The organism is Jiangella anatolica, assembly GCF_003236295.1.
GTDB classification, from domain to species: Bacteria; Actinomycetota; Actinomycetes; order Jiangellales; family Jiangellaceae; genus Jiangella; species Jiangella anatolica.
This window is the reverse complement of the sequence record NZ_POTW01000067.1, coordinates 1-23,834: the sequence shown is the minus strand read 5'-3', so window position 1 is coordinate 23,834 and position 23,834 is coordinate 1. Positions and strand designations below refer to the sequence as shown.

Here is a 23,834-nt window from a genome sequence, read left to right as displayed (position 1 = left end):
CGCTTTCCGGACCAGTGAGCGGCCAGCGAACCGGGACCAACAGCGGACCCGGTAGCCACCCACCGCCGACCAGAGGTGGCCAGCGGAGCTGGAGGTGCGCGGAGTTGAGGGCCGGGCCATTCTTGGGGCGGCCCCCTGACGCTGCTGTACCGGGGGCGCGGGCGGCCGGGTCAAGCGGTCGCCCGTCGCGCGAAGCGCCAAAAGGGTCCGCTTGAGGCGGCCTCCCGCGCCCCCGACAATGGAGCAGCAGGGGGCCGCCCAACGCGGCGAACCCAGCGACCGGTAGCCCGGCCCACGCAGAGGACGGCTACGCCGAGGACGGCTACGCCGACGACGGCGCTGGCGGTGCAGGCGGCTCCGGCACCACAGGATCAGCGAACGCCGCCGCCACGGCCTCCGCCGTCAGAGCGATCTGCCATTCCCGCGCACCTCGAGCCCGGAACAACTCACCGACGGCCTCGGCCGAGAGAGGCGACGGCGGCTGCCAGGCGGCCCGCCGCAGCGTGTCGGGCGTGAGCAGGTTCTCGACCGGCAGCCCGTGCGCCTCCGCGATCTCACCGACCCGGGCACGCGCCGCCGCCAGTCGCGCAGCCGCGTCGGGCTGCCGCGTCGCCCAGGCGCGGGGCGGCGGGGGACCGTCGTACGGGGCGGTCTGCGGCGGCAGCTCCTTGTCCGGCAGCGCGCGCGCATCGGCCACCGCGCCGAACCAGCGCGACAGCTCGCGCCGCTGCGCCCGGCCCCGGTAGACCGGCATCGCCGACATGGCCTCGGCGCTGGTCGGCATCGTCAGCGCGGCCTCGATGATCGCGGCGTCGGGCAGCACCCGGCCGGGGGAGAGGTCGCGCTGCCGGGCCAGCTCGTCGCGGGCGTACCAGAGCTGACGGACGACGGCGAGGCGGCGGCGGTCGCGGATCCGGTGCAGACCCGACGTGCGCCGCCAGGGGTCGGCGCGCGGCTCCTGCTGTGGCGCGGCCGCGATCGCGGCGAACTCCTCGTGCGCCCAGGCCAGCTTCCCGGCGTCGCGCAGCCGCTCCTCCAGGGCGTCGCGCAGCTCGATGAGCAGCTCGACGTCGAGGGCGGCGTAGCGCAGCCAGTCCTCCGGCAGCGGCCGGGTGGACCAGTCGGCGGCCGAGTGGCCCTTCTCCAGGGCGTAGCCGAGCACGCTGTCGACCAGCGGGCCGAGACCGACGCGGGGCAGGCCCAGCAGCCGTCCGGCCAGCTCGGTGTCGAACAGCCGGGCCGGCCGCATGCCGACCTCGGCGAGGCAGGCCAGATCCTGCGACGCCGCGTGCAGCACCCACTCGGCGCCGGACAGCGCGGCGCCCAGCGCGGCCAGGTCGGGGACGGCGATCGGGTCGATCAGCGCGGTGCCGGCGCCGGCGCGGCGCAGCTGGATGAGGTAGGCGCGGTGCCCGTAGCGGTACCCGGAGGCGCGCTCGGCGTCGACGGCGACCGGCCCGGTCGCGGCCGCGAACGCCGCGATCACGGCCTTCAGGGTCTCACTGTCGGTGATGACCTCCGGAAGGCCGTCGCGCGGCTCCAGCAACGGAGTCGAGGCGTCGTCCGTCAACGTCCTCGCCTACGACGTGTCGGTGGCATCGCGACGACGCCGGCCGGCAGCGGCATCAGGCCGGCCGCCGTCGTCAGCGCGTCGCCCCAGGCCAGGGCGTGCGGGGTGAGGTCGGGCTCGAGCGGGGTCCAGGACGCACGGATCTCGATCTCCGCGCTGGCGAGCTCGCCGGCCATGCCGCCGAACCCCTCGGACGCCACGCGCGTGACGGTGCCGCTGGCCGCGGTGTACGGCGCGGACCGGCCGGCCAGCGAGTCGACGATCCAGGTCCAGCCGACGGCGAGCAGCAGCGGGTCGGCGCCCATCTCCGGCTCCAGGGTGGCCCGCAGGTACGTGACCAGGCGGAACTCGCCGTGCCAGGCCTCCTGGCCGGCGGGGTCGTAGAGCAGCACCAGCCGGCCGGTGGCGGTCGCGTCCTCGTCGCCCTCGTCGGCGAAGACGTCGGCGCTGAGCGCGTGGGTGTGTGGCGCCAGCCGCTTCGGCGCCGGGGTCTGCTCGAGACTCACCTCGCGGCGGAACTGGGCGGACGTCAAGGAACGCACGGCACGCTCGAAGACAGCCGGTACCCCCGGCTGGAGACCCTCGGTGTCCCTTGCCACAATTGGCAGACTAGGCCTGTTCGCCTGCGACGTCAGGCAGGCACGCCCGCCATGCGACGATCAGTGATGTGACCGTGACCTACGACGACACCCCAGCCGCGCCCGCGGACCCGTCCGCCAGCCTGTTCGCCCGCGCCTGCCGCGGCGAGCGGACGAGCCGTCCACCTGTGTGGTTCATGCGCCAGGCCGGGCGGTCGCTGCCCGAGTACCGGCGGCTGCGCGAGGGCGTCCCGATGCTGGAGTCGTGCACCCGGCCGGACATGGTGACCGAGATCACCCTGCAGCCGGTGCGGCGATACGGCGTCGACGCCGCCATCTTCTACTCCGACATCGTCGTGCCGCTGCGCGCGGTCGGCGTCGACGTCGACGTCAAGCCGGGCGTCGGGCCGGTGCTGGGCAGCCCGATCCGCTCCCGCGCCGACCTCGAGCAGCTGCGGCCCCTGGAGCCCGGCGACGTCGCGTTCGTCGACGAGGCGGTGCGGGCGCTGGTCGGTGAGCTGGGCAGCACCCCGCTGATCGGCTTCGCCGGCGCGCCGTTCACGCTGGCGTCGTACCTGGTCGAGGGCGGTCCGTCGAAGAACCACGAGGTCACCAAGGCGCTCATGCACAGCGACCCGGAGCTGTGGCACGAACTGCTCAGCCGGGTCGCCGGCATCTCGGCGATGTTCCTCGACGTGCAGGTGCGGGCCGGCGCGAGCGCGGTCCAGCTGTTCGACTCGTGGGCCGGCGCGCTGTCGGCGGCCGACTACGCGAAGTACGTCCACCCGCACAGCGCCGAGGTGCTCGACAGCGTCATCGACGTGCCGCGCATCCACTTCGGCGTCGGGACGTCGGAGTTCCTGCCGCTGATGGCCTCGGCGGGGGCTGATGTCGTCGGCGTCGACTGGCGCCTGCCGCTGGACGAGGCCGCGCTGCGGGTGCCGGGCAAGCCGCTGCAGGGCAACCTCGACCCGGCGCTGCTGGGCGCGGATTGGCCGGTGATCGAGCGCGAGGTGCACCGCATCATCGCCGAGGGTCGCCGGGCTCCGGCGCACATCTTCAACCTCGGTCACGGCGTGCTCCCGACCACCGACCCGGACGTGCTGGCCCGCGTCGTCGAGACGGTTCAGGCGGCGGGCGGGCCGGGCACCGGGGCGGGCGCCGCCGGCTGACCCCGTCGGCGGCGGAGCAGCAGGTAGGCGGGGACGCCGACCAGTGCCGCCAGCGCCGCGAACGGCAGCACCGCGCCGAGCGCGGTCAGGAAGCCGCCGCCGATGGCCACGAACGCGTCCCAGCCGCCCGCCAGGCCGGCGAGGAAGCCGCGGTCGTCGTCCTCCTCGGGCGGTGGCGGCGCGTCGCGGTCCTCGTAGAGATGCACCGTGACGGTGGCCAGGGCGGTCTGCCCGGCCAGCTGCTCCTGCCGGCTCAGCAGCGAGTCCAGGTCGGCCTCGCGGCTGGCCAGCTCGGCCTCGATGCTGACGACGTCGTCGAGCTGGGCGGCCTGCGCCAGCAGGTCGCGGATGCGAGCGATGCTGGCCCGCTGCGACTCGATCCGCGACTCGACGTCGACGACCTCCTGGGTGACGTCCTCCGCGCCGCGGTTGCGGCCGGTGACCTCGCCCAGCGCCTCCAGTTCGGTGACGGCGTCCTGGTGGGCGTCCGACGGGATCCGCAGCGTGAGGTCGGCCTGCCAGGAGCCGTCGACCCGCTCGTCGGCGACGAAGCCGCCCGCCGCGGTCGCGATCGCGGCGGCCTGGTTCGCCGCGCCGAGGACGTCGTCGGTGCCGATGGAGAGGTCGACCGTGTAGACGATGGACCGGTCGGTGAGCATGGAGGCGACGCCGGCGATGACGCCGCCGCCCGCCTGGTCGTCGCCTTCGGCCGCGGCCTCGCCGTCACCCTCGGCCGGCGCTTCGGGGGCCGGTGCGTCGGCCGCGGAGTTGGCCGCGTCGCCGCCGCTGTCGCTGTCTGCGGCGCCGCCGCAGCCGGCCAGCGCGAGCGCCGCGAGCAGGGTGATCGTCGTCCCGAACATCGTTCGTCGTTTCATGACGCCTCCCGAGGTCTGATGTCGGGTTCGACGGCGGCGCTGGTCGCGGGGTTGCGGGCCGGCCGGTCACGATCGGGGAACGACCTGGTCACGGGCGTGATCGCGGCCCGTGCGATGCTGGGCGGGTGAGCGGGGTCAGGGTGGCGGTGGTCGGCGGCGGGATCAGCGGGCTGGCGGCGGCGTGGTTCCTGCGGCAGTCCCTCGGGCCGGCCGCGGAGATCGTCGTGCTGGAGAAGCAGCCGGTCGTCGGCGGGCATCTGCGGGTGTCGGAGGTCGCCGGACTGCCGGTCGACGAGGGCGCGGAGTCGCTGCTGGCGCGGCGGCCGGAGGCGGTCGACCTGGTTGCCGCCGTGGGGCTGGGTTCGTCCGTCGTGCATCCCGCGTCGGTCGGGGCCGGGCTGTGGAGTCGCGGCTCGATCGTCGCGCTGCCGGCCGGGACGGTGATGGGCGTGCCGGCCGACCCCGTCGGCCTGGCGGGTGTGCTGACGACTGACGAGGTGATGAAGGCGATCGCCCGCGACGCGCTGAGTCCGCTGCGGGTCGAGGAGGATGTCGCGATCGGGCGGCTGGTGCGGTCGCGGTACGGCGACGCGGTCGCGGACCGGCTGGTGGAGCCGCTGCTCGGCGGGGTCTATGCCGGGCGGGCGGACGAGCTGTCGCTGGACGCGACGGTGCCGGCGCTCGGCGCGGCGGTGCGGACCGCGCGGTCGCTCGGCGAGGCGGTCTCGGCCGTGTCGCCTGATGGAGCGTCGGCGGGGGCGTCGGCCCGGCCGGTGTTCGCCGGTCTCGACGGCGGCGTCGGACGGCTGCCCGGTGCGGTCGCCGCGGCGTCGGGCGCGGACGTGCGCACCGGCGTGACCGTCCGGTCCCTGGAGCGGACGGCGGACGGCTGGCGGCTGGTGACCGGCCCGGTCCCGGCGCCGTCGGTCCTTGACGTCGACGCGGTCGTGCTGGCGGTGCCGGCAGCGGCCGCCTCCCGGCTACTGGGCGCGGAGGTCCCGGCGGCCGCGGCGGAGCTGGGCAGTGTCGAGGCGGCGTCGATGGCGATCGTCACGCTGGCGCTGCCGGCGGACGGGTTCCCGGCGGCGCCGTCGTCGTCGGGGTTCCTGGTGCCGCCGGTGGACGGGCGGACGATCAAGGCGGTGACGTACTCGTCGGTGAAGTGGCCGTGGCTGGGCGGGCGGGCCGAGGCCGGTGGGCTGGTGCTGCTGCGTGCGTCGCTCGGCCGCCACGGTGAGGCCCGTGACCTGCAGCTCGACGACGGCGAACTGGCCGCCGCCGCGCTGGCCGACGTCCGCGCGGCGACCGGCTACTCGGGCGACGTCGCCGACTCGCGAGTGACCCGGTGGGGCGGCGCGCTGCCGCAGTACGCCGTCGGGCATCTGGACCGGGTCGCGCGCGTCCGGGCCGCCGTCGACGCCGTCCCCGGACTGGCCGTGTGCGGCGCGGTGTACGACGGCGTGGGCGTGGCGGCCTGCGTCGGGGCGGCCCGCGATGCGGCGGCCAGGGTGGTGGCCGACCTGTCGGAGCGACGTGCCAGGATCGAGACATGAGCGACACCGCGTCCAAGCCGAAGGCCCGCGAGCTGAACCAGGTCATCCGCTACACCATGTGGTCGGTCTTCCGGCTGCGCGCGCCGCTGGGCGCCACGTCGCGGTCCGAGCTCGCCGACGAGGTGACGGCGCTGTTCGCCGAGCTCGCCGCCAAGGACGTCGTCGTCCGCGGCACCTACGACGTCGCCGGGTTGCGCGCCGACGCCGACCTGCTGATCTGGTGGCACGCGCCGGCCATCGAGGAGCTGCAGACGGCGTACCACCGGTTCCGCGGCACCGCGCTGGGCCGGCAGCTGGAGCCGGTGTGGTCGCAGGCTGCGCTGCACCGTCCGGCCGAGTTCAACAAGAGCCACATCCCGGCCTTCCTGGCCGACGAGGAGCCGCGCGCGTACGTGTCGGTGTACCCGTTCGTGCGGTCCTACGAGTGGTACCTCCTGCCCGACGACGAGCGCCGGCGGCTGCTCGCCGAGCACGGCAAGATGGCCCGCGACTACCCCGACGTGCGGGCCAACACGGTCGCGTCGTTCTCGCTCGGGGACTACGAGTGGATCCTCGCCTTCGAGGCCGACGAGCTGCACCGGATCGTGGACCTGATGCGGCATCTGCGCGGGTCGGAGGCGCGGCGGCACGTCCGCGAGGAGATCCCGTTCTACACCGGACGGCGGCTGGCGCCGGCCGAGCTGGTCGCGGCCCTGCCGTAACGGCTCACCGGACCTCGATCGTGAACGGCCCGTCGAAGAGCCTGACGTTCGGCTCGCTGCGGCCTGGGATACCGGGTTCGAGGTACCAGCTGACATAAACGTCGTAGGTGCCGGGCGGGAACTGTGTGTCGATCTCAGTGACCGAGCCCCGGTCGCAGTGGCCGTGGCCGACGAAGACCCGGAAGGCCGCGCTCTCGCCCGGAGCGAGGTCGAGCGACAGGTTGATGCCCTGGATGAAGACCGGGCCGCCGACGACCCGCCCATCCTGGGTCACGATCAGGCTCGGGCCGGCGCCGACGTCGCCCTCAACGCGGGCGTCGCTCACGTTGGTGATGGTGACCTCGCCGAGCTGATCGTCGAGGTTCGCCGCCGGGGAGGCGAAGTCGACGTCCATGGTGAGCCGTGGGTCGGTCACTGGTGCGTCGAAGGTGAAGGGCGTGCCGCAGTCGGGGAACGGGTAGGCCTCCAAGGGCGGGACCGGCGATGGCGACGCGATCGCCGGCTGTGCCGGCGGGTCGGTGCGGGGGAGCAGCACGGCCGCCGCCGTTCCGGCCGCGGCCACCGTCAGCACCATCGCCCCACCGGCGGCGGCGCGACGGGTCCGGCGGCGCCGGGCGATCCGTCCCCTCAGTGCGTCTACGTCGAGCGCCGCCGCGTCGGGGGCTCCGGCGGCCAGCTCGTCGAGCCTCGTGTGCAGCGTCATCGCGATCCCTCCCGTGAGTCGTCGAGCAGGGGTTCGAGGCGGGCGCGGGCGTCGCTGAGGTGCCGCTTGACGGCGCCGGGCGCACACCCGAGCACGTCCGCCACCTGCGCCACCGACAGGTCCTCGTAGTAGTGCAGCACCACGCAGGCCCGCTGCCGCGGCGACAGCGCCGCCAGCGCGGACCGCAGGTCGGCCCCGTCGACGACCGCACGCTCCGGCCCGTCCGAGACGTCACGGGTGGCGACCAGGTGCCGGACCCGCGCCCACCGGCCGGACCGGCGGCGGCCGTCGATGTGGAGGGTGAGGATCGCCCGCCGGACGTACGCCTCGGCCGACTCCAGGGTCAGCCCGCGCGTCGTCCGGCCGAACGTGCGCAGCAGCGCCTCCTGCACGAGGTCCGCCGCCTCCGCGCCGTCGCCCGTCAGCAGGTAGGCGTATCGCAGCAGCGCCTGGCCGCGGGTCTCCGCCAGGTCGGCGAGCACCCGCTCCCAGCCGGCCACGCGGTCACCTCCGCCCGTCCCTCATGAACTAGGACGAGCGGGGCGGCGATCCGGTTGGGTCGTACCCGCGGCTTGGCACGCTCCAGCGTCGTGCTTGGCTCGCTGTAGGTGACTTAGCGCGCCTGGAATGTCGTGTTTGTGGAGCGCTTGGGCGTGCCAAGGTTGCACCGTCGATGCTCAGGGGGAGGCGGGCCGGGCCATCGGCAGGTGCGGGATGTGCCCGTCGAGGAACTCCGGGCCGGTGACGGTGAAGCCGTAGCGGCCGTAGAAATCGGCCAGCTGCATCTGGGCAGCGAGGACGCATCGACGGTTACCGATGCGCTCCAGTGCGGCGTCCATGAGCCGTCCGGCCAGCCCGGAGCCGCGCTCGGACGCCGCGACGACGACGCGGCCGATGCGGGCGGCGCCGTCGGGCTCGTCGAGGATGCGCAGGTAGCCGACCGGCTCGTCGTCGCGGGCCAGCCACAGGTGGACCGCCGTCGGCTCGAGGTCGCGGCCGTCCAGCTCGGCGTAGGGGTCGCCCTGCTCGACGACGAAGACGTCGCTGCGCAGCTTCAGCAGCCGGTACAGCGTCGGCGCGTCGAGCAGGTCGATGGTCGCGGCGTGCAGGGCGAGGTCCACCGGCTCAGTGTGCCGGATCGGCCTCGCGGCGCTGCAGGGAGATGCCGTTGATGCAGTAGCGCTGATCGGTCGGCGTCGCGAAGCCCTCGCCCTGGAAGACGTGGCCCAGGTGCGAGCCGCAGCGGGCGCAGCGGACCTCGGTGCGGACCGTGCCGAAGCTGCGGTCCTCGATGTACTCGACCCGGTCCTCGGCCAGTGGTGCGTAGAACGACGGCCAGCCGCAGTGGGCGTCGAACTTGGTGGCGGACTCGAACAGCTCGGCGCCGCAGGCGCGACAGGAGTACACGAACGGCTGCTCGTCGAGGTGCTCCAGCGGGCTGGTGAAGGCGCGCTCGGTGCCCGCCTCGCGCAGCACGTGATACTCCTCCGGCGTCAGCTCCGCCCGCCACTCGGCGTCGGTCTTCTGTACCTCGTAGCTCATACCTGGGGAACTCCCAGGAAGACGGCCGGATTCCCGGTGTGAAGCGACGCCGCGCTGAGCATGATGGTTGACGAATCACTCATCTCCCATCGGAGGGCGACATGGACGTCGTGTTCCTGATCGGCCGGATTCTCTTCGTCGCAGTGTTCCTCGGCAGCTCGGCCGCCCATCTCAGCGACCGCGGCGCGATGGCCGGCTACGCCGAGAGCCGCGGGGTCAGGCCGGGCCAGCCGGCCGTGTGGATCACCGGCGCGCAGATCCTGATCGGGGGGCTGTCGGTGCTGCTGGGCGTCTGGATGGACGTCGGCGCGATCCTGCTGGCGCTGTTCACGCTGTCGACGGCGCTGCTCATGCACCGGTTCTGGCCGGAGAAGGACCCGACGACGCGGCAGCAGGAGATGATCCAGTTCATGAAGGACATCGCCCTGGCCGGCGCGTCGCTGATCCTGCTCTTCCTTGTCTGGGAGCTCGGCGACGCCACCCCGCTGACGCTGACCGACCCGCTCTTCGACGTGGACTGACGGGTTCAGCCAACGTCGGGCGGTGTGACGGCAATGACGACTGGTGCGCGTTCAGCAGCGCGGCCACTTGGGCCGCGCCCGTGCGGGCACCCGAGTGCTGACCGGCGTCCAGGTCGGCGACTCGGCCCGCCGCCGCGTCAGAGTGTCACCGGCACTGTGACCGTGCTCGCCGGAGACGTGCCTGCATGGGCGGCGAATACGGGTTCGTGGTCGGTCGACTTCGTGGACGGCAGCTGGGCACGCATCCACGAGTGGGTCGCTGCGGACGCTCAGGTGAGTATCGAAGTGCTCGAGGTGGTGTACGCGGACGGGCGGCGTCGGCTCTGCGACCCAGGTTTCGTCGTCGGCCCGGCCGCGAACAACCTGGCCCAGCACGGTGACCTGTTGGCCTACGCGAGCGCACTGCGGGCGGCAGCGGACGTCCTGGAGCGGATCCACCGCGACGGTGACGTGGCATAGCTGGGTCATCGCCCGGACGCAAGGGCGAGCCCGCGCGGTTACGGCCAGCTCGGTGATCCCCTCGATCTCTTCGTCGAGATCAGCGTCCCCGTACCCGTACTGCTGGCAGGTCAGGTGGGCTGGATATCCGGCGGAGCTGCGGGACGTGCTGAGGCTGCGTCTATGGGAATGCCGCTGGTCAGTCGAAGGTGGCCCGGCGGGACGGCTGCACGCGCAGCGGCTCGCCGGGCATCTTCGGGTACTCCGGCGGGTAGGGCAGGTCGCCGAGGTCGTGGTCCTTCTCGTCGCGGGCGGCCAGCTCCAGCAGCGGCTCCAGCGAGTACGCGACCTCCGCCACCCCGGCGTGCAGGTCGCCGACCGCGGCGAACCGAGCCGGCATCGTCGTGATGTCGAAGTCCTCGGGCCGGGCGTCGTCGATCTCGTCCCAGGTCAGCGGCGCGGACACGGTCGCGCGCGGCCGGGGGCGGACGGAGTAGGCGGAGGCGATGGTGCGGTCGCGGGCCATCTGGTTGAAGTCGATGAAGATGCGCTCGCCCCGCTCCTCCTTCCACCAGTCGACGGTGACCTGGTCGGGCATCCGCCGGTTCAGCTCGCGGCCGAACGCGATGACGGCGCGCCGGGCCTGGACGAAGTCCCACTCGGGGCGGACGGGGACGTAGAGGTGCATGCCGCGCCCGCCCGACGTCTTCGGGAAGCCGTCCATGCCCAGCTCCTGCAGCAGCGCCCGGGCCTCGTGCGCGACGGTGACGGCGTCGGCGTAGTCGGTGCCGGGCTGCGGGTCCAGGTCGATGCGCAGCTGGTCGGGATGGTCGGCGTCGGGACGGCGGACCGGCCACGGGTGGAACGTCAGCGTGCCGAGGTTCGCCGCCCACGCGACGACGGCCAGCTCCGTGGGGCAGACCTCGTCGGCGGTGCGGCCGCTGGGGAACGCGACGGTGGCGGTCTCGACGTAGTCGGGGGCGCCCTTGGGGATGCGCTTCTGGTAGAACGCGTCGCCGCGGTTGTCCTGCCGCGTGGACAGCTTCGCGCCCTCGAACACGCCGCCGGGCCAGCGCTCCAGCGTCGTCGGCCGCTCGCGCAGCGCGCCGAGGATCCCGTCGCCGACGGCGAGGAAGTACTGCACGACGTCGTGCTTGGTGAGGCCGCGCTCGGGGAAGTAGACCTTGCTCGGGCTGGACACCCGGACCTGACGGTCGCCGACCGTCAGCTCGATGGCTTCCCTCATGCCGTCCCCGTGCCCGTGCCGTTCTCGGCGGCGCGGCGCTCGCGTTCGGCCGCGTGCTCGGCCTCGACCTCGGACTCCCAGTCCGGCTCTCCGCGCGCGAGCAGATGCAGCACCGGCACCTTCAGCCGGCGCCGCGCCCGGGCGGTCCAGTCGACGTGGAACAGCTCGGCGACGACGTGCGGGCGGGTGAGGATGATGATCTCGGCCGCGCCGCACTCCTGCGACAGCGCGCACAGCCGGTCCAGCGGGTCGGTCGCCGTCACCTCGCCGCTGGCCTGCGCCCCGGTCTTGGCGAACGCCTCCAGCGACTGCGCCAGCGACCGTTTGCTGGCCGCGCGGATCTCCTCGTGCACCCGCTCCAGATCGGCCTCGTCGACGTACATGGCGGCGGTGCCCATGACCTCGCTGGCCGCCAGCGACCCGATGGTCGACTCGACGCGGCTGGCGGCGTCCTCGACCGGGATCAGCACGTAGTAGCGGACCGGTTCCGGCGTGTCGGCATGCAGCGCGACGATCTGGCGCGCGTCCCAGTCGGCGACGGGCTCCTCGACGAGTACCACGATGTTGTACGACATGGTCGACCTCCCAAGGGTCGGCGCCCCGCTCGCTTCCATTGTGACGCAGATGCCGAAGCTTAATCAGACCAGGACGTCGGCGAGGTCGAACTTGACCGGTTCTTCCAGCTGCGCGTACGTGCACGACTCCGGCTCGCGGTCCGGGCGCCAGCGGACGAACTGCGCGGTGTGCCGGAACCGGACGCCCTCCATGTGGTCGTAGCGGACCTCGACGACCCGCTCCGGGCGCAGCGGCACGAACGACAGGTCCTTGCCGTTGCTCCACCGGCTGTACTCGGCGTTGCGCGGCGTGCGGGTGCCCTCCTCCTGCTTCGCCCACGCCCACGGGTGGTCGTCGAACGTCGTGACCAGCGGCTGCAGCTCCTCGAACAGCTCCTCGCGGCGCTTCATCGGGAACGCGCCGATGACGCCGACGCTGGCCAGCACGCCGGCGTCGTCGAACAGGCCGAGCAGCAGCGAGCCGATGCGGTCCGGACCGCTCTTGTGCACGCGGTAGCCGGCGACGACGCAGTCGGCGGTGCGCTCGTGCTTGATCTTGAACATCACCCGCTTGTCCGGCTCGTACACGCCGTCCTGCGGCTTGGCGATGAGGCCGTCGAGCCCGGCGCCCTCGAACTGGTGGAACCACTGCTCGGCGACGGTCTTGTCGGTGGTGGCCGACGTGACGTGGATCGGCGCCTCGGCGGCGGCGAACGCCTCGACGAGGGCGGCGCGGCGCTCGCGGAACGGCCGCTGGGTGTAGTCGTCGTCGCCGAGCGCGAGCAGGTCGAACGCGACGAACTTGGCCGGGACGGTCTCGGACAGCATCTTCACCCGGCTGGCGGCGGGATGGATGCGCTGCTGCAGCATCTCGAAGTCGAGCCGGTCACCGGTCGCGCCGACCAGCACGATCTCGCCGTCGACGACCGCCCGCTCCGGGAAGTTCGCCCTCACCGCCTCGACCAGTTCGGGGAAGTACCTGGTCATCGGCTTCTCGTTGCGGCTGCCGATCTCGACGTCGTCGCCGTCGCGGAAGATGATCGACCGGAAGCCGTCCCACTTGGGCTCGAAGCTGAGGTCGCCGTCGGGGATCGCCTTGACCGGCTTGGCCAGCATCGGCGGCACGGGCGGCAGCACCGGGAGTCGCATGGCCCCAGTGTGTACCACGCCGCCGACAACGGTCAGGACCGGCGCGCCACCCACCGCATCAGCAGCGTGCCGCCGTCCTCGATGAGGTGGCCGAGGGTCCAGTCGCTGTGCAGGTCCGACGGCGCCTCCAGCAGCCGATGGGACGTGCCGCCGACCAGCGCCGGCGTCATCGTGTAGCAGAGCTCGTCCAGCGCGCGGGCGGCGACGATCGACGCGAGCAGGTGCGGGCCGCCCTCGCACAGGATCCGGGTCAGGCCGCGCTCGGCCAGCGCCCGGACGGCGGCCGGCACGTCCAGCGAGGTGTCGCCGGCGACGACGACGTCGGCGACCTCGCTCAGCGCCGCTCGCCGGTCGGCGGGGGACGACGCGCAGGTCAGCACGATGGTCCGGTGTGCGGCCTCGGTGAACAGCGGCGCCGCCGGGTCGAGGTCGAGGACCCGGCTGACGACGGCGATCGGCCGGCTCGACGGGCCGTAGTGCTCGGCCCGGACGGTGCCCGCGCCGGCCACGACGACGTCGGCCAGCCGCCGCAGCAGCGACAGCACGACGCGGTCCGGCGGGCTGGACACCGTCGCCGACCGGCCGTCGGGGCCCTGCACGGCGCCGTCGAGGCTGGTCACCATGTTGGCCCGCAGCCAGGTCGCGCCGCCGTCGAGCGGGGGATAGGCGTAGGCGGCCTCGAGGTCGGCGTCGGCCGCGGCGGTCACCGGATAGAGCTGCTGCACGGGGAGAACCTTACGATTGCGGGATGCCGGAGCGTCTTGCCGACCGTCGTCCGGACGTGCCGGCGTCGCGGCTCGTCGCGGATCTGGTCCCGCCGCCGCGGTTCCGCGACGTCAGCTTCGACTCCTACCGCGCCGACCCGGCCGTGCCCAGCCAGGCGGCCGCGGTCGCCGCCGCGCGGGCGTTCTCGGCGGCCGTCGGGGACGGCGACAGCGGGCGGCGCCGTGGGTGGTTCCGCCGCGCGACCCCGGCCGGCCCGGGCGCCGGGATCTACCTCGACGGAGGGTTCGGCGTCGGTAAGACGCACCTGCTGGCGTCGCTGTGGCACGCCGCGGCGGTGCCGGCGGAGCGGAAGCTGTTCTGCACCTTCGTCGAGCTGACCAACCTCGCCGGCGCGCTCGGCTTCGCGTCCGCCGTCGAGACACTGGCGCAGCACCGGCTGGTCTGCGTCGACGAGTTCGAGCTGGACGACCCCGGCGACACCGTCTTGGTGTCGACGCTGCTCGGCCGGCTGTCCGGACGTGGCGTCGCGCTGGCCGCGACCAGCAACACGCTGCCCGACCAGCTCGGCGAGGGCCGGTTCGCGGCGGCGGACTTCCTGCGCGAGATCCAGGCGCTGGCCGCCCGGTTCACCGTCGTCCGGGTCGACGGCGAGGACTACCGGCATCGCGGGCTGCCGTCGGCGCCGCCGCCCGTGCCCGACGCCGTCGTCGCGTCGTCGGCCGTGGGGGAGGGCGTCACGCTGGACGACTTCGACGCGCTGGCCGCGCACCTGGCCACCGTCCACCCGTCGCGGTACGGACCGCTGCTCGACGGCGTCCGCCGCGTGCACCTGCGCGGCGTCCGCACCGTCGACGACCAGTCGACGGCGCTGCGGCTGGTCGTCCTGGCCGACCGGCTCTACGACCGCGACCTCCCCGTCGTCGCCGGCGGGGTCCCGCTGGACCGGCTGTTCGCGCCGGAGCTGCTGGCCGGCGGGTACCGGAAGAAGTACTTCCGCGCCGTGTCGCGGCTGACGGCGCTGAGCCGCGCCGGGGTGCACTAGACCCTGGCCGCGGCGGCCGCGCGGGCGGAGACTGGAGGGGCAGTGTCCGTCGCGACGAGGAGGTCGGCAACCATGCCCAAGGTGCTCATCCTGACCGGTGACGCGGCCGAGGATCTGGAGTTCTTCTACCCGTACCAGCGCCTGCTCGAGGAGGGCTACGAGGTCGACGTCGCCGCGCCCTCGGTGAAGAAGCTGCAGTTCGTCGTGCACGACTTCGTCGACGGGTTCGACACGTACACAGAGAAGCCCGGCCACAGCTGGCCGGCCGACGTCGCCTTCGCCGACGTGAACGTGGACGACTACGTGGCGGTCGTCGTGCCGGGTGGCCGCGCACCGGAGTACATCCGCAACGACGCCGACGCGCAGCGCATCGTCAAGCACTTCATGGACGCCGGCGCCCCGACCGCTGCCCTGTGCCACGGCCCGCTGCTGCTGGCGGCGGCCAAGACGCTGGACGGCCGCCGGTCGTCGGCCTATCCGGCGCTCGCCGTCGACGTCGAGACCGCCGGCGGCACGTTCGTCGACGGCGCCGGCGTGGTGGACGGCAACCTGGTCACCGGGCGCGCCTGGCCGGACCATCCGCGGTGGTTCGGCGCGTTCATGGAGCAACTGCGCAAGGTCGCACCGGTGTGAGCCGCGGTGACATAAATATGTCAACGGGGTAGAGTGAGGGAGATGCGAACGACGGTACGCCTCGACGAGGACCTGATGCGGCAGGTCAAGGAGTACGCCGCGCGCAAGAACCGGACCGTCACCTCGATCATGGAGGACAGCTTGCGCCAGCTACTCGAGCGGGAGCGCCGCGACGCCGTCGACGGCCCCCGGGCCGACCTCATCGTGTTCAGCGGCGACGGGCTCCACGTCGGCATCGATCTGGACGACCGCTCCACCTGGGCCGAGGACGCCGAGGCGGAAGACGCAGAACACTTCCGGGCCGTCGACCATGTTGATGCCTGATGTCAACATCCTGGTCTATGCCCACCGGGGCGATTTGCCGCAGCACGAACGGCATCGCGACTGGCTGCAGGGACTCGTTGACGGCATGGAGAGCTACGCGGTCTGCGACGTGGTGATCGGCGGCTTCCTGCGGCTCGTGACGAACCGCCGGGTGTTCAGGACGCCGACGCCGCTCCACGTCGCGGTCCAGTTCGCCGATCTGGTCCGGCATCGGCCGCAGGCCATCGTGGTCGCGCCGGGAGCACGGCACTGGCCCATCTTCGACCGGCTCTGCCGCGAGGTGGGCGCCGTGGGTCGCGACGTCCCTGACGCCTACCTCGCCGCGCTGGCGATCGAGCACGGCTGCGAGTTCGTCACGACGGACAAGGGGTTCGCCCGGTTCGCCGGCCTGCGCAGCGGGCCCGTTCCCGCCTGAGGCGACGCCTCAGGCGAGCATCGGCGGCAGCGGCTCGGCGTGCACCAGCACGAGCCGCTGCGTCGGCCGGGTGACGGCGACGTAGAGGTCGGTGGCGCCGCGGACGGACTCGGCCAGCAGCTCGGCGGGCTCCACCACGACGACGGTGTCGAACTCCAGGCCCTTCGCCTGGCCGGCGGTCAGCACCGCTACCGGCGCGTCGAGCGCGTCCGCCGTCTCCGCCCGTGACACCGAGACCGGGAGCGCCGCCGCCAGCCCGGCGTGCACCTCGTCCAGGCGCGCCGACGGTGCCAGCACCGCCAGCCGGCCCGAGCCGACGGCCGCGAGCTCCGCCGAGACCTCCGTCGCCACCGTCTCCACTAGGTCCAGCGACGACCAGACCGGCACCGTCCGCGGCTGTTCGCCGGTGGAGCGCACCGACGTCGGCGGAGACAGCGCCGGGTCGATCGCCTTCAGCACCCGGGCCGCGAGGTCCATCACTTCGCTCGGGGTCCGGTAGTTGACGGTCAGCGACTCCTGCCGCCACCGGCCGGGCACGTGCGGCTCCAGCACGTCGGCCCAGGACCGGGCGCCGGCCGCCGCACCGGTCTGCGCGATGTCGCCGACGACGGTCATCGATCGGCCGGGCGCGCGGCGCATCACCATGCGCCACGCCATCGGCGACAGCTCCTGCGCCTCGTCCACGATGACGTGCCCGAACGCCCACGACCGGTCCAGCCCGGCCCGCTCGGCGACGCTGCGCCGGGCCTCCGCGCCGCGGTACCGCTGCGCGACCAGCGACGGGTCGACGGGGATCTCCAGGTCCAGCTCGTCCAGCAGGTCGCGGGCGTACTGGATCTCCGCCTCCTCGCGCTGCCGGGCCAGCCGGGCCGCCTCGTCCGGGTCGTCGACCTCGCCGAGCAGCTCCGCGGCCTCGTCCAGCAGCGGCACGTCCGACGTCGTCCACGGCTCACCGGGCGATCGCGCCAGCAGGGCGCGCTCGGCCGCCGTCAGGTCCGCACCGGCCGTGGCCAGCAGCGACGGCGACCCGAACAGCTCGCCGAGCAGCCGCTCCGGCGTGAGCGCCGGCCACAGCTCGTCGACGACGGCGGCGACGGACGGCTCGGCGGCGAGGTCGGCGCGGATCTCGGCCAGGTCGTCCTCGTCCAGCGTCTCGCCCAGCGCCAGGGCCTGCTCGCCGGCCAGGTGGTCCAGCAGGTCGCGGACGAACACCCGGCGGGCGACGTTGTGCGGCTTGCGGGCGCGGCGGGCGTGCGTGCGGGCGGCCCGGACGGCGGACGGGGCCAGCGTCAGCTCGACGCGGTCGACCTTGACCTCGATCGGGCCGCCGGGCAGCCGCTGCCGGTCGCGGACGGCGGCCGCGATGACGGCGGCCATCCGCGGGTCGCCCTTGACGACGGCGACGTCCGCCGGGTCGTCGCCGGTCGCCTCGACGCCGGGCACCAGCTCGCCGACCGTCGACAGCACGACGCCGGTCTCGCCGAGCGACGGCAGCACCTGGTCGATGTAGTGCAGGAACGTCCGGTTCGGGCCGACCACCAGCACGCCGCTGGAGCCGAGCCGGTCGCGGTGCGTGTAGAGCAGGTACGCCGCCCGGTGCAGCGCGGCGACGGTCTTGCCGGTGCCGGGACCGCCCTGCACGACCAGCACGCCGGACAGCGGCGAGCGGATGATGCGGTCCTGCTCGGCCTGGATCGTCGCGACGATGTCGGACATCCGGCCGGTACGGTGCTCGGTCAGCGCCGCCAGCAGCGCCGCCTCGCCGCGCAGCGTGCCCTGCCCGCCGGCCGGCATCGCGTCGAGGTCGAACACCTCGTCGTCGACGGCGAGCACCTTGCGCAGCCGGGTCAGGATGTGCCGGCGCCGGACCAGCTCACCCGGGTCGGCGGCGGTGGCGCGGTAGAACGGCTCCGCCGCGGGCGCCCGCCAGTCGACCAGCAGCTGCTCGTAGTCGTCGTCGGACAGCCCCATCCGGCCGATGTAGCTGACCTGGCCGTCGCGGAAGTCCAGCCGGCCGAAGCACAGCCCGCGGTCGACCGAGCCGAGCCGCTCCAGCCGCTCGACGTCGCGGGCGACGAACGCCTCGCGGTCCCACACCGACGCGTGCGTGCCGCCGTGCTCGCGGTACAGCGTCGCCAGCCGGGCCGTCAGCCGCGCCTTGAGCACGTCGAGCCGCTCGTACAGGTGGGTGATGTACGGCTGCTCCTCGTCGACGGCCGCGTCGTGACCGGCCACCGGCCGGGCGGTCGCGTCATGCGTTTCGGCGTCGATGTCGTTCCCTTTCCGAAGCCGTTCGGTCCAGCCGACCGAATCGTCAATTGTAGCCGCCCCCGGTGACGGCCCCTCCGATACGCTCAAACGATGAGCCAGCCGACGTGGTCGTCGCTCCTCCGTCTCCCGTCCGGTCCGGTCGACCTCGCGTCGATCGACACCCGCGCCACTCCCGGTTTCGACGGCGACAAGGCCGGCGGCAAGGTCGCGTTGCAGGAGCTCGGCCCGACCCTGTCCGACCTGCAGGAACGGCTGTACGCGGCCGGCCGCAGCGGCGGCGACCAGCGGGTGCTGCTCGTCGTGCAGGGCATGGACACGTCCGGCAAGGGTGGCACCATGCGCCATGCCGTCGGCCTGATGGACCCGCAGGGCATCAGCATCCGGGCGTTCAAGGCGCCGACGGCCGAGGAGCGACGCCGCGGCTTCCTCTGGCGGATCCGCCAGGCGCTGCCCGAGCCCGGCCAGATCGGCGTCTTCGACCGCAGCCACTACGAGGACGTGCTGGCGGTGCGGGTGCGCAAGCTGGCCCGGCCGTCGGTGATCGAGACCCGCTACGACGCGATCAACGACTTCGAGAAGGAGCTCGCCGGCGACGGCTGCGTCGTGGTCAAGGTCATGCTGCACATCTCCTCCGACGAGCAGCGCGACCGGCTGGCCGAGCGGCTGGAGAACCCGGCCAAGTACTGGAAGTACAACCCCGGCGACATCGACGACCGCAAGCTCTGGCCGGACTTCCAGCGCGCCTACGAGATCGCACTGGAGCGCTGCAACACCGACGCCGCGCCGTGGTTCGTCGTGCCCGCGGACCGCAAGTGGTACCGCAACCTCGCGGTGACGAACCTGCTCGTCGAGCATCTCGCCGGGCTGAAGCTGGACTGGCCGCCGGCCGACTTCGACGTCGAGGCGGAGAAGGCGCGGCTCGCGTCGTCGTGACCCGCGTACGTCAGCGGGAGTAGGCCGCGCCGTTCGGGCTACGCGGATCTGCGTAGCCGGAGCCGTTCCCGAGCGGACGACCCGCACACCTGGAGGGGCGAATGATCGCTCCGGGACCGGCGCTGGAGCCGGCCCGGAGGGAGCGATCATGCGGAAGATCTTCCTCGGCTTCGCGGTGCTGATACTCGCGGCGGTCGTGGTGCAGTTCTATCTGGCGGCGGTCGGCGCGTTCGACTCCGCGCCCAATGACGAGGCGTTCGATGCGCACGCGATCCTCGGCACGGCGATCCTGCTGCTCGCCGTGGTGGCGACGATCGTGGCGGCGGCGGGCAAGGTGGGCGGCCGGCTGATCGGCATGACCGCGGGGATCGCCGGGCTGGTGCTGCTGCAGAGCCTGATCCGGGTGCTCGCCGACGCGCTGAACGACTCCGGCGACACGTCGTCGACCGCCGGCACGCTGGTGTTCGGGCTGCACGCTCTGAACGGGCTGGCGATCCTGGGCCTGAGCGGCCGGGTGCTCGCCGAGGCGCGCCGTCCGGCGGCGTCCCAGCAGCCTCCCGTCGCGGCGTGAGCACGGCGCAGCTGATCCTGCTCGACCACGGCGTCGCGGTCCTGACGGCGGTGCTGTGGCTGGCCGCGGGCGCGATGGCCGCGGCCGGGCGGACGCGGCTGGCGCTGGGGCTGGCGGCCGGCGGTGTGCTGGCGGCGGCCGGACGGCTGGCGCTGGTCGCGGTGCTGGCCGATCGCGGCTGGTGGTTCGTGCAGGAGAAGGTCCTGCTCGGTGCGCCGCTGCTGGTGGTGACGGTGGCGGTGGCGGGGGTGCTGGCCGGGCGGCCGCTGCTGCGCGGCGTCGCGCCGGCGCCGTCCGCCGTCACCGCGCTGTTCGCCGCCGGATACGCGGCACTGGCCGGGTTCGTCGTGACTTACCTCGGCGGCTACCCGCTGACCTGGAGCGTTGCGCTGCTCGCCATCGCGGGCGTCGGGGGAGCGGTGCTGGTGACGGCGCAGGTACTGGCGGCGCCGGGACCACCGTCGGTGCCCGCCCGTAGGGTGGGTGCCCTCCCAGCCGGGCGGGAACCGCACTCCGCCGCACAGCACACCGCGGCCGGGACGCTGACCCGGCGCCGGCTCCTCGGCATCGCCACCGCGGGAGCGGGCGCGGCCGGGGTCGGGCTGGCGTTCGTCCGGTCGCCGTCGGCCGACGCGGGCGGGGGAGCGGCCGCCGTCCATCCGGCGTCGCACGGCACCCCGGTCACCGATCTGCGCGGCGCGACGGCCCCGGCCCCCGGCGGCGCCGTCCGGCCCTACACCGTCACGGCCCGGCGGGCCTCCGTCGCGCTGACGTCGGGCACGACGGTCGATGCGTGGACGTTCGACGGGACGCTGCCCGGCCCGCCGCTGACCGCCGTCCAGGGCGACCTCGTGCAGGTCACGCTGCGCAACGAGGACATCGACGACGGCGTCACGATCCACTGGCACGGCTACGACGTCGCCTGCGGCGAGGACGGCGCGCCCGGCACCACGCAGGACGTCGTCCGCGCCGGCGAGGAGTTCGGCTACTCGTTCCGGGCCGACCAGGCCGGCACGTTCTGGTACCACACACACCAGGTGTCGCACGTCGGCGTGCGCCGCGGCCTGTTCGGCACGCTCGTCGTCACCCAGCGCGACGCCGAACCGGAGGACGTCGACCTCGTGCTGCCGGTGCACACCTACGACGGCGTGCTCGCGATCGGCGACGACGACGGCGTGCTCGCACCGGACGCCGTGGCCGGCGCGTCGGTCCGGCTGCGGCTGCTCAACACCGACTCCGAGCCGCACCGGTTCGGGCTGGCCGGGACGGCGTTCCGGCTGGCCGCCGTCGACGGGCGGGACGTGAACGAGCCGGGCGAGGTGTCGGAGCGGGCGCTGCGGCTGCCGGCCGGCGGCCGCTACGACCTCACGTTCACCATGCCGGACGGCCCGGTCGCGCTGACGGTGGACGGCGAGGTCCGGCTGCGCCTGCGCGACGGCGACACTCCGGAGACCGGCGGCTGGCCGGAGCTCGACCCGCTGCACTACGGCGCGCCGGCCGCCGTCCCGTTCACGCTGGACACCGACTACGACCGGCACTTCACCCTGGTGCTGGACCGCGGTGTCGCGATGGTCGACGGCCGGCCGGCGTTCGCGCAGACGGTGAACGGCCGCGGCCACCCGTCGATCCCGGAGCAGGTGGTGGCCGAGGGCGACCTCGTCCGGTTCTCCGTCGTCAACCGCAGCCTGGAGACGCACCCGTGGCACCTGCACGGCCACGGCGTCCTGGTGCTGGCCCGTGACGGCCGGGCGGCGACCGGCAGCCCGCTGTGGGTCGACACGTTCGACGTCCGGCCCGGCGAGGTCTGGGACGTCGCGTTCGAGGCGGACAACCCGGGGGTGTGGATGAACCACTGCCACAACCTGCCGCACGCCGAGCAGGGAATGATGCTGCGGCTGCGGTACGACGGCGTCACCGCGGTGGCGGGCAGCCATGCGATGCACTGAGGAACGCCTGCGCCGGCGCAGCGACGCGATCATCGGGCGCGAGCTGGCCCGGCTGGCCGGCCGCGCCCGCACCCTCGGCCCGGGCGAGCTGGCCGTCGTCGAGGCGGCGCTGAACGAGCTGGCGGAACGGCTGGTACTGGCCCGGCTGCGGACCGTCCCGCATCGCGCTGCCGAGATCGACCGGCTCTTCGACGAGGGGGTGAGCGCCGAGGCCCGTCAGTGAGAGGGTGAGGCGTGGCCGATTCGGACCCGGCGCGCGAGGCGTCCCTCTGGACGACGGACTTCCGGCTGTTCTTCGCCGCCCGCACCACCTCGCTGCTGGGCGACGCCGTGCTCCCCGTCGCGATCACGGCCGCGGTGCTCCGCGCGGGGTACGGGGCGACGGGCGTCGGCTACGCCCTCGCCGCGCTCCTCGCGCCGTTCGCCGCGTTGCTCATCTTCGGCGGCGTGCTGTCAGACCGGTTCGGCGCCCGGCGGCTGATGGTGATCTCCGACGCGGCCAGGTGGTTCTTCCAATCGGTGCTCGCGCTGCTGTTCGCGGTCGGCACGCCGCCCCTGTGGCAGATCCTGGTGCTGCTGGCCCTGGTCGGGGCCGGCAGCGCGACGTTCCAGCCGGGCATCGCCAGCATCACCCCGCTCATCGCCCGCGACGTGCAGAAGGCGAACGCCACGCTGCGCATCTCCGAGTCGGTGACGCTCGTGGTCGGCCCGTCGCTGGCCGGCCTGCTGCTGGTGGTAACGACACCGGCGGCGGTCGTCGCCCTCGACGCGTTGACGTTCGCGGTCAGCGGCCTGTGCCTGCTCCGGCTCCGCTCGGTCCCGATGGGCCCCGTCGGGCGGGGTGTGTCGACGTTCCGCGCCGACCTCGTCGAGGGGTGGCGGGAGTTCCGGTCGCGGACCTGGCTGTGGAGCGTCATCGTCGTGTTCATGGCCTGGCAGCTGGCCGGCTCCGGTCCGACCATGACGCTCGGCTACAGCACGCTCGTCACCGACCACGGATCGGCGACGTTCGGCCTGGTGATGTCGGCGCTCGGCGCGGGCAGCGTGCTGGGCGGCATCGTCGCGATCAGGCTCCGGCCGCGGTTCCCGCTCCGGGCCGGCGCGCTCTCGATGATCCTGTGGACGCTGATGCCGCTGAGCGTCGCGCTGGGCTGGCCCGCACCCGTCATCGCCGGCTGCTACGCGGTCAGCGGCGTGGGCATGGCGTTCTGGATCGTCATGTTCCACACGAGCGTGCAGACGCACGTGCCCCAGGACGTGCTCGGCCGGGTGCACTCCTACGACGCGGCCGGCTCGCTGGTGATGAAGCCGGTCGGGCAGGCGGTGGCCGGGCCGCTCGCGGTGGTCGTGGGCACGGTGCCGCTGCTGCTGGTGGCGGCCGCGATGGCGCTCGTCACCTGCACGCTGCTGCTGGCGATCCCGGCCGTCCGCGAGCTGAGGCGGGTCGAGCGCTGAGCTCTGTCGCCACGTGGTTGAATCCATTATCTTGAATCCATGACCGATCTCGAGCAGCTGAAGCGCGACCTCGTCACCTGCACCCGGCTGCTCGTGCTGGCCGGAATCCTCGACTACAGCGGCCATCTGAGCGCCCGCGTCCCCGGCACGGACCGCGTCCTCATCCAGCCGCGTGACGCCAGCCGGGCCGCGCTGACGGCGGACGACCTGCTGGTCGTCGACCTGGACGGCGCCCTCGTCGAGGGCGACGTGCCGCCGCCGGCCGAGACCGCGATCCACACCGGTGTCTACCGGAACCGCCCCGACGCCGCGCTGGTCTGCCACGGCCACCCGACGCTGTCGACGACGTTCAGCATGACCGACCGGCCGTTCCTGCCGATGCGCCACTTCGCCTACCGCGATCCCGACGGGCTGCCCGTCCACCCGGACGCCACCCACATCACCACTCGGGAGCAGGGCGACGCGGTCGCGGCGACGCTCGGCGACCGGCACGCCTGCCTGCTGCGCGCGCACGGCACCGTCCTCGTCGCTCCCACCGTCCAGGAGCTGCTGATGGACTGCCTGGACCTGGAGGAGAACGCCCGCACGCTGCTGGCGGCGACCCAGCTCACGTCGGGCGCGGACGGCGGCGAGCTGCGTCCGCTCAGCCCGGAGGAGTGCGCCGAGATCGGCCGCAGCTACAGCCGCAGCCGGCACCGTCCGCACAAGCTCTGGGAGCACTACGTGCACCGCGGTACCACCGCCGGCATCCTCGGACTCCCATGATCATCAATGATCCAACCCCCCATAGAGCCTGTTGCGTTTTGGCTCGGTGTGGCGTCTGGCCTGGTTGATCGTGGTTTGAGAGGGTGGCGGTCGTGGCGAAGGAGTACCGGTCGGTGGATCGTGACCAGGCGTTTTTGTTGCCGCCGTCGAT

27 protein-coding genes are annotated in these 23,834 nt (G+C 73.5%); 15 read left to right on the top strand and 12 right to left on the bottom strand.

What is annotated here, in order from left to right:
- Positions 1 to 322: 322 nt before the first annotated feature.
- Positions 323 to 1,570 carry an HRDC domain-containing protein gene (locus tag C1I92_RS22870; protein ID WP_199521499.1) on the bottom strand — a complete coding sequence of 416 codons (1,248 nt, stop codon included), beginning with the start codon at positions 1,568 to 1,570 and terminating at the stop codon, positions 323 to 325.
- Positions 1,567 to 2,169 (bottom strand): DUF3000 domain-containing protein, encoded by a 603-nt coding sequence (locus C1I92_RS22865; protein ID WP_111256963.1) that lies wholly within the window; start codon positions 2,167 to 2,169, stop codon positions 1,567 to 1,569. The genes C1I92_RS22870 and C1I92_RS22865 overlap by 4 nt, the downstream gene beginning before the upstream one ends.
- A gap of 68 nt (positions 2,170 to 2,237) precedes the next feature.
- On the opposite strand from C1I92_RS22865, the gene hemE reads away from it, so the two are divergent.
- A complete protein-coding gene (gene hemE / locus C1I92_RS22860; RefSeq protein WP_111256962.1) occupies positions 2,238 to 3,320 on the top strand; it encodes a uroporphyrinogen decarboxylase in 1,083 nt (360 codons plus the stop codon).
- Here hemE and C1I92_RS22855 read toward each other — a convergent pair.
- Positions 3,275 to 4,195 carry a DUF4349 domain-containing protein gene (locus C1I92_RS22855; RefSeq protein ID WP_111256961.1) on the bottom strand — a complete coding sequence of 307 codons (921 nt, stop codon included), beginning with the start codon at positions 4,193 to 4,195 and terminating at the stop codon, positions 3,275 to 3,277. The two genes, hemE and C1I92_RS22855, sit on opposite strands and share 46 nt — an antisense overlap.
- 125 nt (positions 4,196 to 4,320) lie before the next feature.
- Between C1I92_RS22855 and hemG the strand changes: the two genes are divergently transcribed.
- Together hemG and hemQ are read left to right on the top strand one after the other, a co-directional pair.
- On the top strand, positions 4,321 to 5,748 hold the full coding sequence (hemG, locus tag C1I92_RS22850) for a protoporphyrinogen oxidase (RefSeq protein ID WP_199521497.1): 1,428 nt from the start codon (positions 4,321 to 4,323) through the stop codon (positions 5,746 to 5,748).
- Entirely contained in the window at positions 5,745 to 6,449 is a 705-nt protein-coding gene (hemQ, locus tag C1I92_RS22845) for a hydrogen peroxide-dependent heme synthase (protein WP_111256960.1), read from the top strand. Before hemG ends, hemQ begins: the two co-directional genes overlap by 4 nt.
- 4 nt (positions 6,450 to 6,453) lie before the next feature.
- On the opposite strand, the gene C1I92_RS22840 is transcribed toward hemQ, so the two are convergent.
- The 4 genes from C1I92_RS22840 to msrB all read right to left on the bottom strand — a co-directional run bounded on the left by C1I92_RS22840 (position 6,454) and on the right by msrB (position 8,694).
- Positions 6,454 to 7,152 (bottom strand): hypothetical protein, encoded by a 699-nt coding sequence (locus C1I92_RS22840; protein WP_111256959.1) that lies wholly within the window; start codon positions 7,150 to 7,152, stop codon positions 6,454 to 6,456.
- The gene (locus C1I92_RS22835) at positions 7,149 to 7,652 is read right to left on the bottom strand and encodes a sigma-70 family RNA polymerase sigma factor (RefSeq protein ID WP_111256958.1); all 504 of its coding nucleotides are present in this window, start codon (positions 7,650 to 7,652) and stop codon (positions 7,149 to 7,151) included. Before C1I92_RS22835 ends, C1I92_RS22840 begins: the two co-directional genes overlap by 4 nt.
- Before the next feature lie 177 nt (positions 7,653 to 7,829).
- Positions 7,830 to 8,273, bottom strand: coding sequence for a GNAT family N-acetyltransferase (locus tag C1I92_RS22830; RefSeq protein WP_111256957.1), 444 nt, complete (start codon positions 8,271 to 8,273; stop codon positions 7,830 to 7,832).
- Between the two features lie 4 nt (positions 8,274 to 8,277).
- Entirely contained in the window at positions 8,278 to 8,694 is a 417-nt protein-coding gene (msrB, locus tag C1I92_RS22825; RefSeq protein ID WP_111256956.1) for a peptide-methionine (R)-S-oxide reductase MsrB, read from the bottom strand.
- 101 nt (positions 8,695 to 8,795) lie between these two features.
- Here msrB and C1I92_RS22820 point away from each other — a divergent pair, with 101 nt between their 5' ends.
- A complete protein-coding gene (locus tag C1I92_RS22820; protein ID WP_111256955.1) occupies positions 8,796 to 9,215 on the top strand; it encodes a DoxX family protein in 420 nt (139 codons plus the stop codon).
- A 156-nt stretch (positions 9,216 to 9,371) separates the two neighbouring features.
- On the top strand, positions 9,372 to 9,674 hold the full coding sequence (locus C1I92_RS22815) for a hypothetical protein (protein ID WP_146605251.1): 303 nt from the start codon (positions 9,372 to 9,374) through the stop codon (positions 9,672 to 9,674).
- Positions 9,675 to 9,852: 178 nt separating this feature from the next.
- On the opposite strand, the gene ligD is transcribed toward C1I92_RS22815, so the two are convergent.
- The 4 genes from ligD to C1I92_RS22795 all read right to left on the bottom strand — a co-directional run bounded on the left by ligD (position 9,853) and on the right by C1I92_RS22795 (position 13,327).
- On the bottom strand, positions 9,853 to 10,899 hold the full coding sequence (ligD, locus tag C1I92_RS22810) for a non-homologous end-joining DNA ligase (RefSeq protein WP_111256953.1): 1,047 nt from the start codon (positions 10,897 to 10,899) through the stop codon (positions 9,853 to 9,855).
- A complete protein-coding gene (locus C1I92_RS22805; protein ID WP_111256952.1) occupies positions 10,896 to 11,474 on the bottom strand; it encodes a hypothetical protein in 579 nt (192 codons plus the stop codon). The genes ligD and C1I92_RS22805 overlap by 4 nt, the downstream gene beginning before the upstream one ends.
- A 63-nt stretch (positions 11,475 to 11,537) precedes the next feature.
- The gene (locus tag C1I92_RS22800; protein WP_111256975.1) at positions 11,538 to 12,602 is read right to left on the bottom strand and encodes an ATP-dependent DNA ligase; all 1,065 of its coding nucleotides are present in this window, start codon (positions 12,600 to 12,602) and stop codon (positions 11,538 to 11,540) included.
- Positions 12,603 to 12,634: 32 nt separating this feature from the next.
- Entirely contained in the window at positions 12,635 to 13,327 is a 693-nt protein-coding gene (locus C1I92_RS22795) for a dihydrofolate reductase family protein (RefSeq protein ID WP_199521496.1), read from the bottom strand.
- Positions 13,328 to 13,350: 23 nt separating this feature from the next.
- Here C1I92_RS22795 and zapE point away from each other — a divergent pair, with 23 nt between their 5' ends.
- From zapE to C1I92_RS22775, 4 genes are all read left to right on the top strand, one after another.
- A complete protein-coding gene (zapE, locus tag C1I92_RS22790; RefSeq protein ID WP_111256951.1) occupies positions 13,351 to 14,370 on the top strand; it encodes a cell division protein ZapE in 1,020 nt (339 codons plus the stop codon).
- 72 nt (positions 14,371 to 14,442) lie between these two features.
- Entirely contained in the window at positions 14,443 to 15,003 is a 561-nt protein-coding gene (locus tag C1I92_RS22785) for a DJ-1/PfpI family protein (protein ID WP_111256950.1), read from the top strand.
- Positions 15,004 to 15,045: 42 nt separating this feature from the next.
- Positions 15,046 to 15,327, top strand: a complete 282-nt coding sequence (locus tag C1I92_RS22780) for a ribbon-helix-helix protein, CopG family (protein ID WP_146605250.1) — start codon at positions 15,046 to 15,048, stop codon at positions 15,325 to 15,327.
- Entirely contained in the window at positions 15,314 to 15,742 is a 429-nt protein-coding gene (locus tag C1I92_RS22775) for a type II toxin-antitoxin system VapC family toxin (RefSeq protein ID WP_111256948.1), read from the top strand. Before C1I92_RS22780 ends, C1I92_RS22775 begins: the two co-directional genes overlap by 14 nt.
- A 9-nt stretch (positions 15,743 to 15,751) precedes the next feature.
- On the opposite strand, the gene C1I92_RS22770 is transcribed toward C1I92_RS22775, so the two are convergent.
- Positions 15,752 to 17,977 carry a HelD family protein gene (locus C1I92_RS22770; RefSeq protein ID WP_111256947.1) on the bottom strand — a complete coding sequence of 742 codons (2,226 nt, stop codon included), beginning with the start codon at positions 17,975 to 17,977 and terminating at the stop codon, positions 15,752 to 15,754.
- Between the two features lie 126 nt (positions 17,978 to 18,103).
- On the opposite strand from C1I92_RS22770, the gene C1I92_RS22765 reads away from it, so the two are divergent.
- The 6 genes from C1I92_RS22765 to C1I92_RS22740 all read left to right on the top strand — a co-directional run bounded on the left by C1I92_RS22765 (position 18,104) and on the right by C1I92_RS22740 (position 23,683).
- The gene (locus C1I92_RS22765; RefSeq protein ID WP_111256946.1) at positions 18,104 to 18,946 is read left to right on the top strand and encodes a PPK2 family polyphosphate kinase; all 843 of its coding nucleotides are present in this window, start codon (positions 18,104 to 18,106) and stop codon (positions 18,944 to 18,946) included.
- A 148-nt stretch (positions 18,947 to 19,094) separates the two neighbouring features.
- Positions 19,095 to 19,517: a DUF6220 domain-containing protein gene (locus tag C1I92_RS22760; protein ID WP_111256945.1), complete on the top strand. Its 423-nt coding sequence runs from the start codon at positions 19,095 to 19,097 to the stop codon at positions 19,515 to 19,517.
- On the top strand, positions 19,514 to 21,463 hold the full coding sequence (locus C1I92_RS22755; protein WP_111256944.1) for a multicopper oxidase family protein: 1,950 nt from the start codon (positions 19,514 to 19,516) through the stop codon (positions 21,461 to 21,463). Before C1I92_RS22760 ends, C1I92_RS22755 begins: the two co-directional genes overlap by 4 nt.
- Positions 21,450 to 21,686 carry a hypothetical protein gene (locus tag C1I92_RS22750; protein WP_111256943.1) on the top strand — a complete coding sequence of 79 codons (237 nt, stop codon included), beginning with the start codon at positions 21,450 to 21,452 and terminating at the stop codon, positions 21,684 to 21,686. Before C1I92_RS22755 ends, C1I92_RS22750 begins: the two co-directional genes overlap by 14 nt.
- An 11-nt stretch (positions 21,687 to 21,697) precedes the next feature.
- Positions 21,698 to 22,918 (top strand): MFS transporter, encoded by a 1,221-nt coding sequence (locus C1I92_RS22745; protein WP_111256942.1) that lies wholly within the window; start codon positions 21,698 to 21,700, stop codon positions 22,916 to 22,918.
- A 39-nt stretch (positions 22,919 to 22,957) separates the two neighbouring features.
- Positions 22,958 to 23,683 (top strand): class II aldolase/adducin family protein, encoded by a 726-nt coding sequence (locus C1I92_RS22740; RefSeq protein ID WP_111256941.1) that lies wholly within the window; start codon positions 22,958 to 22,960, stop codon positions 23,681 to 23,683.
- Positions 23,684 to 23,834: the final 151 nt, after the last annotated feature.